Below are 14,636 nucleotides of genomic sequence, written 5' to 3' on the forward strand. Positions count from 1 at the left end.
TGATGGCTGACTTTCAAACCCGCGACCCGCTCTCGCCCGCCTTCTGGGACGAGCGTTTCGAGAAGCAATTTACACCCTGGGACCAGGGCGGCGTGCCCACGCGTTTGCGCCGCTTCGTTGCCGGCAGTCCGGCGCCCCTGCGCTGCCTGATTCCCGGCTGCGGCTCCGCGTATGAACTGGTTTTCATGCTCGATCACGGCTGGGATGCCACGGCCATCGACTTTTCGCCGGCCGCCGTGGCCGCCGCGCGCGCCGTCGTCGGCGAACGGGCAGGGCAGGTGGTGCAAGCCGATTTCTTCACCTGGCAGCCAGCAGCACCGCTGGATCTGATCTATGAAAGGGCGTTTCTGTGCGCCATGCCGCGCGCCATGTGGCCGCAAGTGGCGGCGCGCTGGGCGCAGCTGCTGGCGCCGGGCGCCATGCTGGCCGGCTACTTTTTCTTTGACGACAATGCCAAGGGGCCGCCGTTCGGTATGTCGCGAGAGACACTGCAGGCCTTGCTGGCGCCGCATTTCGACTGCCTGGCCGATGAGGCCGTGGACGATTCCATCGCCGTCTTTGCCGGCAAGGAACGCTGGATGAGCTGGCGCCGCCGGGCGGACTGAGGCGGCAACGGTCGCGGCCGGGCATTTTCCGCTGGGAATGGCGGAAAAGCTTTATAATTCAGGGTTTTTGATGATTTTCTCGGAGTAGAGATGCCGATTTATGCTTACCGTTGTGACGAGTGTGGTTTTGCCAAGGACGTCTTGCAAAAGATCTCCGATCCAGTACTGACGGTGTGCCTGTCGTGCGGCAAGCCCAGTTTCAAGAAACAATTGACGGCCGCCGGTTTCCAATTGAAGGGCACCGGCTGGTACGCGACCGATTTCCGCGGCGGCACGGCGCCCACCACGGCCATTCCGACGGGTCCGGCCGATGGCGCCAAGCCCGCCCCAGCCGCCGAGAGCACGCCTGCCGCGGCAGCTGCGTCCGCCCCGGCTGCCGCTGCGCCGAAAGCGGACTGAGAGCGCGCCGCGCCGATACGTTCCATTACCGAGAAACCGATGCGTAAATACTTTATTACCGGATTACTGATTTTGGTACCCCTGGCCATTACGGCCTGGGTCTTGAATCTGGTGATCAGCACGATGGACCAGTCGCTGTTGCTGGTGCCCGGCAGTACGAAGCCCAGCGTCTGGTTCGGCCACCAGCTTCCCGCGCTGAGCACCATTCCCGGCCTGGGCACGGTATTGACGGTATTGATCGTGTTCTTCACGGGCTTGCTGACGAATAACCTGGTCGGCAATTACGTGGTGAAATTGTGGGAAAAATTGCTGCAACGCATACCCATCGTCAATTCCCTGTATTCCAGCGTCAAGCAAGTGTCCGATACCCTGTTTTCCCCGTCGGGCAATGCCTTCCGCAAGGCCGTGCTGGTGCCGTATCCGCACCAGAATTCCTGGACCATCGCTTTCCTGACCGGCGTGCCGGGCGGCGATGCGGCAAACCACCTGGTGGGCGACTATGTCAGCGTGTACGTGCCGACGACGCCGAATCCGACATCGGGCTTTTTCCTGATGATGAAACGCAGCGATGTCGTCGAACTCGACATGAGCGTCGATGCGGCGCTCAAATATATCGTCTCGATGGGCGTGGTAGCGCCTGCGGAAGTTGTTGCTGTACCGGCCCCGGCAGCCAAAGAATAAAGGCAGGCGTCCCACGCGGGACGTGGCCGGATTGAACACTCACTAACCTGAACTGAGAATTTTATGTCTATGCGTACTGAATACTGCGGCCTCGTCACCGAAGCCATGCTGGGACAAACCGTCAGCCTGTGCGGCTGGGTACATCGCCGCCGCGACCACGGCAGCCTGATTTTCATCGACTTGCGCGACCGTGAAGGCCTGGTGCAGATCGTCTGTAACCCGGAACAAGCGGAGATGTTCAAGGTCGCCGAAGCCGTGCGCAATGAATTCTGCCTGCGCGTGACGGGCGTCGTGACCAGCCGTATCGATGGCACCATCAACAACAACCTGAAATCGGGCAAGATCGAAGTAGTCTGCTCGGAACTGGAAGTGCTGAACCCGTCCGTGCCCGTGCCGTTCCAGCTCGATGACGACAACCTGTCGGAAACGACGCGTCTGACGCACCGCGTGCTGGACCTGCGCCGCCCGCAAATGCAGAACAACCTGCGCCTGCGCTACAAGGTGACGATGGAAGTGCGCAAGTACCTCGACGCGCTGGGCTTCATCGACATCGAAACACCGATGCTGACCAAGTCCACGCCAGAAGGCGCGCGCGACTACCTGGTGCCGTCGCGCGTGAACGCGGGCAGCTTCTTCGCCTTGCCGCAATCGCCACAGTTGTTCAAGCAACTGTTGATGGTCGCTAACTTCGACCGTTACTACCAGATCACCAAGTGCTTCCGCGACGAAGACTTGCGCGCTGACCGCCAGCCTGAATTCACGCAGATCGATTGCGAAACCTCGTTCCTGACGGAACAGGAAATCCGCGACCTGTTCGAAGACATGATCCGCGTCGTCTTCAAGAACACCCTGAACATCGACTTGCCGAACCCGTTCCCGGTGATGGATTTCGCCGAAGCGATGGGCCTGTATGGTTCCGACAAGCCGGACATGCGCGTCAAGCTGGCCTTCACGGACTTGACCGAAATCATGAAAACGGTCGAATTCAAGGTCTTCAACGGCGCCGCCAACATGAAGGGCGGCCGCGTGGTGGCCCTGCGCGTACCGCAAGGCGGCAGCATGCCCCGTTCGGAAATCGACGCCTACACGCAATTTGTCGCCATCTACGGCGCCAAGGGCCTCGCTTACATCAAGGTCAACGAGAAAGCCAAGGGCCCTGAAGGCTTGCAATCGCCGATCGTCAAGTTCCTGCCTGCCGACGTGCTGGCCACGATTCTCGAGCAGACGGGCGCGCAAGACGGCGACCTGATCTTCTTCGGCGCCGACAAGGCCAAGGTCGTCAATGACGCCATCGGCGCGCTGCGCGTGAAAATCGGTCACAGCGAATTCGGCAAGAAAGCCGGCCTGTTCGAAGACGTGTGGAAGCCATTGTGGGTGGTCGACTTCCCGATGTTCGAGCACGACGAAGAAGCGGACCGCTGGACGGCGACCCACCATCCATTCACGGCGCCGAAAGACGGCCATGAAGACATGCTGGAAACCAATCCGGGCGCCTGCATCGCCAAAGCCTACGACATGGTCTTGAACGGTTGGGAACTGGGTGGCGGTTCGATCCGTATCCACCGCGAAGAAGTGCAAAGCAAGGTCTTCCGTGCGTTGAAAATCGATGCCGAAGAAGCGCAGCTGAAGTTCGGCTTCCTGCTTGACGCCCTGCAATACGGCGCGCCACCGCATGGCGGCCTGGCATTCGGCCTGGACCGTATCGTGACCATGATGACGGGTTCCGATTCGATCCGCGACGTGATCGCCTTTCCGAAAACCCAGCGCGCCCAGTGTCTGCTGACACAAGCGCCGTCGGAAGTAGACGAGAAGCAACTGCGCGAGCTGCACATCCGTTTGCGCGGCGCCGAGCCAAAAGTAGCGTAATGCGGCATGCGGCCGCTGCGGCGGCCGCTGTTTGATAATGCTATGCAAAAAGAGGCGCTGACGAGGCGCCTTTTTCATTGTTGATATGAACCATAAAATTCCCGTTTCCGTGCTGGTCGTCATTCATACGATTGATCTGGACGTCTTGCTGATCGAGCGCGCGGGCCAGCCTGGTTTCTGGCAATCGGTGACCGGTTCCGTCGACGCCGTCGATGAGCCGCTGCTGCAGACGGCCGCGCGCGAATTGTGTGAGGAGACCGGCATCGTTGCCGATGGACACGACATCGTGCTGCGCGACTGGAACTTGTCGAATGTGTACGAGATCTATCCGATCTGGCGCCACCGCTATGCGCCCGGCGTGACGCGCAACACGGAACACGTGTTCAGCGTGCAAGTGCCGCGCGACACGGTGATTACGCTGAGTCCCCGCGAACACTTGCAATACGCGTGGCTGCCGTATCTGGCGGCGGCTGACCGCTGTTTCTCGTCGTCCAACGCGGAAGCGATTTTGCAATTGCCGGCCATGACGGGCCTGGCGCGTCCCACCTGATTTCCCTAGAAAGCATTCCATGTTGAACTGGTTACACTTGACTGCGCAGCAAAAACTGCTGGGCACCCTGGGCATCGTTTTCTGCCTGTGCTTTATCTTCCTGCTGTTCAGCTCCACCGTGCCTGGCCGCACGCCGCCCATCGGTATGCCGCTGATGGCAATTGGCTGGCTGCTGCATCCGGGCGCCTTTGCCAAGGGCAAGCGCACCGTGGCCTGGCGCGGCGCACCGTTGCTGGTCAAGATCGTCTGGGCGGCCGGCATTACCGCGCTGCTCGTCAGCGTGACGGCGGGCGTGGGACGCATGCTGGCGTGATTGTGTGCGTTTAGGTGCGCACGCGCACCTACGCTGGCGCCGCGCGGGGCCTGTCTGGGAGTAGAATCAAGGCATGAAAATCCGCGTAGCAACTTATAATATACACAAGGGTGTCTCCTCCGTGCGGGGCTTGCCCAGGGTGCATGCTTTAAAACAGGCGATTGCCCTGTTCAATGCCGATGTTGTCTTCCTGCAGGAAGTGCAGGGCAAGCATGACCGCAATGCGGCCCGCTATGGGGCCGAGAACAACGGCCACAAGCATTGGCCGGAAGCGTCGCAGCATGAATTCTTTGCCGGCGCCGAACACCATTCCGCGTATGGCATGAACGCCGTGTACGACCATGGTCACCATGGCAACGCCTTGCTGAGCAAATTCCCCATCGCCTCGCAAACCAACCACGACGTGTCCGACCACGCCTACGAACAGCGCGGCATCCTGCATTGCGTGCTCAAGACGCCGCAGGCCGACGTGCACTGTTATGTCGTGCACCTGGGCCTGTTTGAATCGGGACGGGGACGCCAGACGCAGGCGCTGATTGACGCCGTCCTGGAATCGGCGCCGAATGGCGAGCCCGTCATCATCGCGGGCGACTTCAACGACTGGCGCAACACGCTCAGCGACAAGCTGCGCAATGCGCTCGGTGTGGTGGAAGTGTTCGACCAGCGCGCGTCGAACTCGGCCCTGGGCGACCTGGTACGCACCCTGGCGCGGCGCCAGACGAAAACACCGGTCCCCGTACCGGCGCGCACCTTTCCCGCCGCCTTGCCGTGGTTCCGCCTGGACCGCATCTATGTGCGCGGTTTCCACGTGGAAGGCGCGCAAGTGATGCATGGCACCCTGTGGGCAAAACTGTCGGACCACGCGCCGATCGTTGCTGCCTTGAAACTCGCGTAGACTGCAGGCATGCGCACAGTCAATTTCATCGCTCACAACGACATCGACCTGCTGTATTGCGGCACCGATTACTTTCCCGCGCTGGTCCAGGCCATCGATGGGGCGCGCTCGGAAGTGTATTTCGAAACGTATATCTTTGCCGATGACGCCACGGGCACGCTGGTGCTCGACGCGCTCAAGCGTGCCGCCGCGCGCGGCGTGCTGGTGTGCATGATCACGGACTGGTTTGGCACGGGCAATCGCCGTGTGAAAGCCATGCATGCGCAGCTGGAAGCGGCCGGCGTGCATCACCGCATCTTCAACCCGTGGTTCCGGCGCGGTATCACGCGCACGCACCGCAAGATCTGCGTCGCCGATGGGGAAATTGCCCTGGTGGGCGGCATCAATATCAACGACGATATGTTTTGCGACTATGACCACAGTATCAGCCTGGAAGCGCCGCGCTGGGACTTCGCCGTGCAGGTGAAGGGCCCGCTGGTGGACGCCATCCATGAAGAAGTGCAGGCCCAGTGGGCGCGCTTGGGCAAGATGAACCTGGTGCGGCGTATCAAACTGTATCGCAAGATGCGCGTGGTCAGCAAGGAGCTGGCGAAGAACCCCGTCGTGGCCGGTTTTGTCGTGCGCGACAACCTGCGCAACCGCCGCACCATCCAGCGCGCCTACCTGCAGGCACTGGGCCAGGCACGCAAGAGCGTGATGCTGGCCAACCCGTATTTCGCGCCCGGGCACAAGCTGCGCCACGCCCTGGCCCAGGCGGCCCAGCGGGGCGTCGACGTGGTGCTGTTGATCGGCGTGGGCGAATTCCGCATGCAAGATGCCGTGGCGCACTCGTTTTATCCGAAACTGCTGGCTGCCGGCGTGAAAATCGTCGAATACCGCAAGACGCAGCTGCACGCCAAGGTGGCCGTGGTCGACGATGACTGGGCGACTGTGGGGTCGAGCAATATTGACGCGCTGAGCCTGTTCCTGAATCAGGAAGCGAACGTGGTCATCAAGGACGTGGCGTTCGCGCAAAGCCTGCGCCAGCACATTGAGCAGGGCGTGGCCGACGGCATCGTGATTCACCAGGATGATTTCAAGCACATCGGCCGTGTCCGACGCATCGGCTACGAAGCCGCCTTCCTCGTGTACCGGCTGGTGATGCGCATTTTTTCAGTAGGCAAGTACGCATGAACGAGATGACAACGGTAAGGCTGGACAAATGGCTGTGGGCGGCGCGCTTCTTCAAGACGCGCTCGCTGGCCAGCGAAGCCGTCGACACGGGCAAGGTCAAAGTGGGCGGCGAGCGCGTGAAACCGGCGCGCAGCCTGCGCGTGGGCGATGAGCTGGCCATCGACAATGGCGCGGAGACGTGGGAAGTGGCCGTGCTGGGCCTGTCCGACAAGCGCGGCGCGGCAAGCGTGGCGCGCTTGTTGTATGGCGAAACACCGGCCAGCATCGCCCGCCGCGAGCAGCTGGCCGAGGAGCGCAAGCTGTTCCGCGAGCCGGGCACCACCATCAAAGGGCGGCCGACCAAGCGCGACCGCCGTCAATTGAGCAAGGCAGGCGACCTGTCCTGAGGCGAACTTGTTGCTGTAAGGCAAGGGCGCGCGACGCTTTTGTCCACCTGAAATTGCCATAAACACGCAGTCAAAAAATGCTGCGCTGCACCAATAGAACGCCGGCTCTAAAGTTCCCGTTTGACTTTTACGTGGTAGTAGATAATAGTACGAGCGTTCGGATTTTTTCGGAGCGTGCTTTTTTTTACCCTCGCTTCAGTCCGCCAAATCGGCAACATCACTTTTAGAACGGACCTCTTGAATACTTCAGTCAAATTCATGCGCAAGGGCGAACTGACCCGTGCAGCCATCCTCGACGTGGCGCTGGACCTGTCCAGCCGCGACGGCCTGGAAGGCCTGACCATTGGGCTGCTTGCGGACAAAATGAACATGAGCAAGTCGGGCGTGTTTGCCCACTTTGGCTCGCGCGAAGACTTGCAGATGGAAGTGCTGAAGCTCTACCACTATCGTTTCGAGCAAGAAGTCTTTTTCCCCAGCATGAAAGAACCACGCGGCATCCAGCGATTGCAATCGATGTTTGCGCGCTGGGTCAAGCGGGTCAGCGTGGAAATCGCTTCCGGCTGCATCTATATCAGCGGCGCCGTCGAGTATGACGACCGTCCCGGCCCCATCCGCGACTCCCTGGTGGCCATGGTGCGGGCCTGGCAGGGTGCGCTGCTGCGCAGTGTCGAGCAATCGATCGCCACGGGCGACCTGAAAGCGGACACGGACGCCCAGCAGCTGGTGTACGAGATGTATGGCCTGATCCTGGCCCTGCATCACGATGCGCGCTTCCTGCGCGTGCCGGGCAGCATAGAACGGGCGCAGGCAGGATTTGTCCGCTTGCTGGCGTCGTACCAGAATTCCGTCACAAGCAAATAAGCCGTCAGGCAGTATCCGCAGCAACGCACACGCAGTTCACAAGTACAACACTTTAGTTAAACGCCTTCAGGAGAAAATTATGGGTCAATACGTCGCGCCAATCCGGGATATGCAATTCGTTCTGCATGAGTTCCTGCAAGTGGAAGAAGAACTGAAGCAAATGCCGTCGTACGCCGACGTCGACGCCGATATCATCAACCAGGTACTGGAAGAGGGCGGCAAGTTCACTTCCGAAGTATTGTTCCCCCTGAATCACTCCGGCGACCGCGAAGGCTGCCACCACGATCCCGTCACGAAAAGCGTGACCACGCCTAAAGGCTTTAAAGAAGCCTACAAGCAGTACGTCGAAGGCGGCTGGGCGGCCTTGGCGTGCGATCCGCAATACGGCGGCCAGGGCTTGCCGGTGGTGCTGAACAATTCGTTCTATGAAATGCTGAACTCGTCGAACCAGGCCTGGTCCATGTACCCGGGCCTGTCGCATGGCGCCTACGAGTGCCTGAAGGAACACGGCACCGACCACCAGAAGGAAGTGTATCTGCCGAAACTGGTGTCGGGCGAATGGACGGGCACCATGTGCCTGACCGAACCGCACTGCGGCACCGACCTGGGCCTGCTGCGCTCGAAGGCGCTGCCTGAGGCGGACGGTTCCTGGACCATCACCGGCAACAAGATCTTCATCTCGGCCGGCGAGCACGACATGGCGGAAAACATCCTGCACCTGGTGCTGGCCCGCGTACCGGACGCGCCGGAAGGCTCGAAAGGCATCTCGCTGTTCCTGGTGCCGAAATTCCTGCCAAACGCGGACGGCACGGTCGGCGAGCGCAACCCGATCACCTGCGGCGCCATCGAAGAAAAAATGGGCATCCACGGCAACTCGACCTGCCAGATGAACCTGGACGGCGCAAAAGGCTGGATCATCGGCCAGCCGAACAAGGGCCTCAACGCCATGTTCGTCTTCATGAACGCGGCCCGCCTGGGCGTGGGCATGCAGTCGCTGGGCCTGACGGAAATCGCCTACCAGAACGCACTGATCTACGCCAAGGACCGCACGCAAATGCGTTCGCTGTCCGGCATCAAGAACCCGGAACTGCCGGCCGACCGCATCATCGTGCACCCTGACGTGCGCCGCATGCTGTTGACGGGCAAAGCCTACGCCGAAGGCGCGCGCGCTTTCACTTCCTACGTGGCGCTGCAGATCGACCGCGAACTGCACCACCCGGACGCCGACGTGCGCAAGGAAGCCGCCGACGAAGTGGCGCTGCTGACCCCTGTCATCAAGGCCTTCATTACCGACAACGCCTGGATCGCCACCTCGGAAGCGATGCAAGTGTTCGGTGGCCACGGCTACATTGCGGAATGGGGCATGGAGCAGTATGTGCGTGACGCGCGCATCAACATGATCTACGAAGGCACGAACACGATCCAGTCGCTGGACCTGCTGGGTCGCAAGATCCTCGGCGACAACGGCGCCAAGCTGCGCAAGTTCGGCGAAAAGATCAAGGCGTTTGTCGAAGACAACGGTACCGATGAAGCGATGAGCGAATTCGTCACCCCACTGGGCGACCTGGGCGACAAAGTCACCAAGCTGACCATGGAAATCGGCATGAAAGCCTTCCAGAATCCTGACGAAGTGGGCGCGGCATGCGTGCCTTACCTGCGTGTCGTCGGCCACATGATCTACAGCTACCTGTTCGCGCAGATGGCCAAGATCGCCCTCGAAAAAGAGTCCAGCGGCGACAAGTTCTATACCGCCAAACTGGCTACCGCACGTTTCTACTTCGCCCGCTTGCAGCCTGAAACGGCAACCCTGATCCGTCAGGCGCGTTCCGGTTCGGCCAACCTGATGGCACTCGACGCAGACCTGTTCTAAGACTTGAGGAAAATATGACCAATTTCATCGTTAAAAAAGTAGCCGTCCTCGGCGCCGGCGTGATGGGCGCGCAGATCGCCGCCCATTGCATCAACGCGAAAGTGCCGGTCGTGCTGTTCGACCTGCCGGCAAAGGAAGGCCCAAAGAATGGCATCGTGCTGCGCGCCATCGAGAACCTGAAAAAACTGTCGCCTGCGCCGCTGGGCAACAAGGATGACGCATCGCTGATCCAGGTGGCCAACTACGAAGACAACCTGGACCTGCTGGCCGGTTGCGACCTGATCATCGAAGCCATCGCCGAGCGCATGGACTGGAAACACGACCTGTATCAAAAGGTCGCACCGCACATCGGCCCGAACGCGATCTTCGCCTCGAACACCTCGGGCCTGTCGATCACCAAGCTGGCCGAAGGCTTCGACGCCGACCTGAAATCGCGCTACTGCGGCGTGCACTTCTTCAACCCGCCGCGCTATATGCACCTGGTCGAGATCATCCCGACCGAGTTCACCAAGCCCGAGATCAGCGATCAGCTGGAAGGCTTCCTGACCACCACCCTGGGCAAGGGCGTCGTGCGCGCCAAGGATACGCCGAATTTCATCGCCAACCGCGTTGGCGTGTTCGGCATCCTGGCCATCGTGCACGAAGCCGAGAAATTCGGTCTGTCCGTGGACGTCGTCGATGACCTGACGGGCTCCAAGCTGGGCCGCGCCAAGTCGGGCACCTTCCGCACGGCGGACGTGGTCGGCCTCGACACCATGGGCCATGTGATCAAGACCATGCAGGACTACCTGCCGAACGACCCGTTCGCCGCCGTCTACAAGACGCCGGCCGTGCTGGCGCAGCTGGTGGAAAAAGGCGCGCTGGGCCAGAAGAGCGGCGCGGGCTTCTACAAAAAGGTCGGCAAGGAGATTCAACGCCTCGATTTCGCCACCGGTGAATACGTCGCTGGCGGCGCCAAGGCCGCCGACATCATCGCCCGCATCCTGAAGGAAAAGGATCCGGTCAAGAAGATGAAGGCGCTGCGCGAATCGACGAACCCGCAAGGCCAGTTCCTGTGGGCGATCTTCCGCGACGCTTTCCACTACATCGCCATTCATCTGGACACCGTGGCCGACAATGCGCGCGACATCGACTTCGCCATGCGCTGGGGCTTCGGCTGGAACGTCGGTCCGTTTGAAACGTGGCAGGCATCGAACTGGCTGCAAGTGGCCAACTGGGTCAAGGAAGACATCGACGCCGGCCACGCGCTGTGCAACGCACCGCTGCCAGCCTGGGTCTTCGAAGGTCCGGTCGCTGAAAAAGGCGGCGTGCACACGCCGGAAGGTTCCTACTCCGCCGTGTCGAACAGCTTCGTGCCCCGTTCGAGCCTGGCCGTGTATGACCGCCAGCCATTCCGCGCGCCCGTCCTGGGCAGCGGCGCCATCGACGGCAAGACCGCCGGCACCACCGTCTTCGAAGACGAATCCGTGCGCGTCTGGCATACGGGCGACGACGTATTGATCATCTCGTTCAAGACCAAGATGCACGTGATCGGCGAAGGCGTCATCAATGGCCTGAAACTGGCGCTGGCCGAAGCGGAGAAGAACTTCAAAGGGCTGGTGATCTGGCACGCCGACGCAGCCGAAGGCGGCGCCTTCTCGGCCGGCGCCGACCTGCAATCGGCCCTGCCAGCGTTCATGCAAGGCGGCGTGAAAGCGGTCGACCCGATCATCGCCGAACTGCAAAACACCTTCATGTCGCTGAAATACGCGAACGTGCCGGTGATCGCCGCGGTCGCTGGCCTTGCCCTGGGCGGCGGTTGCGAGCTGGCGCTGCACTCCTCGAAGCGCGTGGCCTCGATCGAGTCCTACATCGGTCTGGTGGAAGTGGGCGTGGGCCTGATTCCAGCGGGCGGCGGCTTGAAGGAAGCGGCGCAGCGCGCCTACAAGGAAGCCAAGGGTAACGATATCCTGCAATTCCTGAAAACGGGCTTCACCAATGCGGCCACCGCCAACGTGTCGAAATCGGCGCTGGAAGCCAAAAAAATGGGCTACCTGAAAGAAGACGACGTGATCGTGTTCAACGCCTACGAGCTGCTGCACGTGGCCAAGGTCGAAGCGCGCGCCATGTTCGATGCGGGCTTCCGTCCAGCGCTCCCTTCGCTGATCCAGGTCACGGGCCGTTACGGCTGGGGCACCATCAAGGCGCAGCTGGTCAACATGCGCGACGGCGGCTTCATTTCGGCGCACGATTTCAAGCTGGGCGAGATGATCGCCGAGATCGTATCGGGCGGCGACGTGGACCAGGGCAGTTTCGTCAGCGAACAGTGGCTGCTGGATATGGAACGCAAGGCATTCCTGGAACTGTTGAACCATCCGAAAACCCAGGAACGGATCATGGGCATGATGCAGACCGGTAAGCCGGTTCGCAACTAAGCACAACGTCGATGACGATCCTGTCACTCGTTTTTAAAGTACTGCTGCGCGTGAGGCCAAGCATGGTGTATGACCGTATCAAACAACAGATGATGGACACCTTGCCCTTCGTGCGGCTGCTGGGGATCAGCATCGACGAGATCGGCGCCGGCACCTCGAAGGTGTCGATGCCGGACGATCCAAAACTGCATAATCACCTGGGCACGCAGCATGCGGGCGCCTTGTTTACCCTGGCCGAAACGGCGTCCGGCGCGGCCATGGCTGGCGGCTTCGCCGAGCTGATACTGGGCTTGCGCCCGGTGGCCAAGGAGTCGCGCATCGCCTACCAGAAGCTGGCCCGGGGCGCGACGCGCGCCGAAGGCCGGGTACCGGGCGACCTGGCTGCATTGAAGGCGCAGCTGGCACAGGATGGCAAGGTGGCGTTTCCCGTGGCAGTCGATATCTTCGACTCCGAAGGCACGCTGGCGGCACAGGTGACGGTGGACTGGTATTTGTCGCAGAAGCGATAAGGCAGTTCCGGACATTCGACAGAACACGAACCTCGTTCAACATCTTTGAAAGAATAAAATGAGCAAACAACTTCAAGACGCTTACATCGTCTCTGCAACCCGCACCCCGATCGGCAAGGCGCCGCGCGGCATGTTCAGAAACACCCGCCCGGACGACCTGCTGGTGCGCGTGCTGCAATCGGCCCTGGCGCAAGCGCCTGGCCTCGACCCGGCCCTGATCACCGACGCCATCATCGGCTGCTCGTTCCCGGAAGCGGAGCAGGGCTTCAATATTGCGCGTAACTCGGTGCTGCTGGCCGGCTTGCCGAAGACCGTGGGCGGCGTCACCGTCAACCGTTACTGCGCTTCGGGCATCACGGCCATCGCCATGGCGGCCGACCGCATCCGCGTGGGCGAAGCCGACGTGATGATCGCAGGCGGCATCGAATCGATGTCGATGGTGCCGATGATGGGTCACCACCCATCGATGAACCTGGACATGTTCAGCGATGAAAACATCGGCATGGCCTACGGCATGGGCCTGACGGCCGAGAAAGTGGCGCAGCAATGGAAAGTGTCGCGCGAACAGCAGGACGCGTTCTCCGTTGAATCGCACCGCCGCGCCATCGCCGCGCAGCAAGCCGGCTTCTTCAAGGCCGAAACGACGCCCGTCGAAATCATCACGCGCACGCCGAACCTGGCCACCGGCCAAGTCGATGTATCGCGCCGCACGGTCGACACCGACGAAGGCGCGCGCGCCGATTCGTCGATGGAGTCGCTGGGCAAACTCAAACCCGTGTTTGCCGCCAAGGGCACCGTCACGGCCGCCAACAGCTCGCAGATGTCCGACGGCGCCGGCGCGCTGCTGATCGTCAGCGAAAAAATCCTGCGCGAACATAACCTGACCCCGCTGGCGAAATTCTCCTCGTTCGCCGTGCGCGGCGTGCCGCCGGAAATCATGGGCATCGGTCCGAAATTCGCCATTCCCGCAGCGTGCGCCGCCGCCGGCATCACGCAAGACCAGCTGGACTGGATCGAGCTGAACGAAGCGTTTGCCGCGCAAGCCCTGGCCGTCATCGGCGACCTGGGCCTGGACCCATCGAAGGTCAACCCGATGGGCGGCGCGATCGCCCTGGGCCATCCGCTGGGCGCCACCGGTGCCATCCGCGCCGCCACCGTGATCCACGCGCTGCAGCGCACCAAGCAGAAGTACGGCATGGTCACCATGTGCGTGGGCGCCGGCATGGGTGCTGCAGGAATTTTCGAGCGCGTATAAGTTTGGCGGGCTAAAGCAATACAACAGGGCGCTGCGGGATTACCCCCGGCGCCCTTATTCTTTTGGAGACGACATGGATATTTTGTGCAGCAAGAGCGAGGGCATTTTGACCCTGGAATTCAACCGCCTGGAACGCAAGAATGCGATCACGGGCGCCATGTACCAGACCCTGGCCGATGCGCTGGTGGCGGCCGAGACGGACGACGCCGTGCGCGCTATCCTGATCTGCGGCAAGCGCGAGATTTTCACGGCTGGCAACGACCTCGATGATTTCATGAAGACGGCGCGCCCGAAGGATGGCTCGCTCGACCATGACCGTCCCGTGTTCCAGTTCATGCGCGCCCTGTACGGCAGCAGCAAGCCCGTGGTGGCGGCAGTCTCCGGCCCGGCCATCGGCATCGGCACGACCTTGCTGATGCACTGCGACCTGGTGTATGCGGCCGACAACGCCAGCTTCTCGATGCCGTTTACACAGCTGGGCCTGTGCCCGGAATTCGGCTCCAGCCTGCTGCTCACGCAACTGGCCGGCTACCCGCGCGCGGCGGAAAAGCTGATGCTGGGCGAGTCCTTCCCTGCCAGCGAAGCGCTGGAAATGGGCCTGGTGTCGAAAGTCGTGCCCCTGTACGACTTGATGACGTACGCGCAAGGGCAGGCCGCCAAGTTGGTGGCCCTGCCGGCGGCCTCGATCCGCGCCACCAAGCGCCTGATGAAGCAAAGCCGCATGGAACCGATGAAGGCGGCCATCGCCGACGAAAACAAACTGTTCAGCGCCATGCTGGGCGGCGCCGAGGCGAAGGAAGCGTTTACGGCCTTCTTTGAAAAGAGGAAGCCGGATTTCAAGAAGTTTGCCTGATGACGG

15 protein-coding genes are annotated in these 14,636 nt (G+C 61.4%); all 15 read left to right on the plus strand.

The window, feature by feature from the left end; translation table 11 throughout:
- Positions 1–2: 2 nt before the first annotated feature.
- Positions 3–605: a methyltransferase gene (locus tag O0882_RS21620; protein ID WP_289951353.1), complete on the plus strand. Its 603-nt coding sequence runs from the start codon at positions 3–5 to the stop codon at positions 603–605.
- Positions 606–695: 90 nt separating this feature from the next.
- Positions 696–1,004, plus strand: coding sequence for an FmdB family zinc ribbon protein (locus O0882_RS21625; protein WP_116743048.1), 309 nt, complete (start codon positions 696–698; stop codon positions 1,002–1,004).
- Positions 1,005–1,043: 39 nt separating this feature from the next.
- Entirely contained in the window at positions 1,044–1,685 is a 642-nt protein-coding gene (locus O0882_RS21630; RefSeq protein WP_096233558.1) for a DUF502 domain-containing protein, read from the plus strand.
- A gap of 63 nt (positions 1,686–1,748) precedes the next feature.
- A complete protein-coding gene (aspS, locus tag O0882_RS21635) occupies positions 1,749–3,551 on the plus strand; it encodes an aspartate--tRNA ligase (RefSeq protein WP_289951355.1) in 1,803 nt (600 codons plus the stop codon).
- An 85-nt stretch (positions 3,552–3,636) separates the two neighbouring features.
- A complete protein-coding gene (gene nudB, locus O0882_RS21640; RefSeq protein ID WP_289951356.1) occupies positions 3,637–4,101 on the plus strand; it encodes a dihydroneopterin triphosphate diphosphatase in 465 nt (154 codons plus the stop codon).
- Between the two features lie 19 nt (positions 4,102–4,120).
- Entirely contained in the window at positions 4,121–4,414 is a 294-nt protein-coding gene (locus O0882_RS21645) for a hypothetical protein (protein WP_072457749.1), read from the plus strand.
- Between the two features lie 73 nt (positions 4,415–4,487).
- Positions 4,488–5,309 (plus strand): endonuclease/exonuclease/phosphatase family protein, encoded by an 822-nt coding sequence (locus O0882_RS21650; protein ID WP_071079700.1) that lies wholly within the window; start codon positions 4,488–4,490, stop codon positions 5,307–5,309.
- Positions 5,310–5,318: 9 nt separating this feature from the next.
- Positions 5,319–6,482, plus strand: a complete 1,164-nt coding sequence (gene clsB / locus O0882_RS21655; protein WP_289951362.1) for a cardiolipin synthase ClsB — start codon at positions 5,319–5,321, stop codon at positions 6,480–6,482.
- Positions 6,479–6,868 carry an RNA-binding S4 domain-containing protein gene (locus O0882_RS21660; RefSeq protein WP_289951363.1) on the plus strand — a complete coding sequence of 130 codons (390 nt, stop codon included), beginning with the start codon at positions 6,479–6,481 and terminating at the stop codon, positions 6,866–6,868. Before clsB ends, O0882_RS21660 begins: the two co-directional genes overlap by 4 nt.
- Positions 6,869–7,126: 258 nt before the next feature.
- A complete protein-coding gene (locus O0882_RS21665) occupies positions 7,127–7,729 on the plus strand; it encodes a TetR/AcrR family transcriptional regulator (protein WP_289951619.1) in 603 nt (200 codons plus the stop codon).
- 79 nt (positions 7,730–7,808) lie between these two features.
- Positions 7,809–9,599: an acyl-CoA dehydrogenase C-terminal domain-containing protein gene (locus tag O0882_RS21670; protein WP_289951364.1), complete on the plus strand. Its 1,791-nt coding sequence runs from the start codon at positions 7,809–7,811 to the stop codon at positions 9,597–9,599.
- 14 nt (positions 9,600–9,613) lie between these two features.
- Entirely contained in the window at positions 9,614–12,013 is a 2,400-nt protein-coding gene (locus O0882_RS21675) for a 3-hydroxyacyl-CoA dehydrogenase/enoyl-CoA hydratase family protein (RefSeq protein WP_289951366.1), read from the plus strand.
- A gap of 11 nt (positions 12,014–12,024) precedes the next feature.
- Positions 12,025–12,522 carry a YiiD C-terminal domain-containing protein gene (locus O0882_RS21680; RefSeq protein ID WP_242428537.1) on the plus strand — a complete coding sequence of 166 codons (498 nt, stop codon included), beginning with the start codon at positions 12,025–12,027 and terminating at the stop codon, positions 12,520–12,522.
- 58 nt (positions 12,523–12,580) lie between these two features.
- A complete protein-coding gene (locus tag O0882_RS21685; protein WP_100875372.1) occupies positions 12,581–13,777 on the plus strand; it encodes an acetyl-CoA C-acyltransferase in 1,197 nt (398 codons plus the stop codon).
- 73 nt (positions 13,778–13,850) lie between these two features.
- Positions 13,851–14,630, plus strand: coding sequence for an enoyl-CoA hydratase (locus tag O0882_RS21690; RefSeq protein WP_289951370.1), 780 nt, complete (start codon positions 13,851–13,853; stop codon positions 14,628–14,630).
- Positions 14,631–14,636: the final 6 nt, after the last annotated feature.

The organism is Janthinobacterium sp. SUN073 (assembly GCF_030397665.1).
Taxonomy (GTDB): Bacteria; Pseudomonadota; Gammaproteobacteria; order Burkholderiales; family Burkholderiaceae_D; genus Janthinobacterium.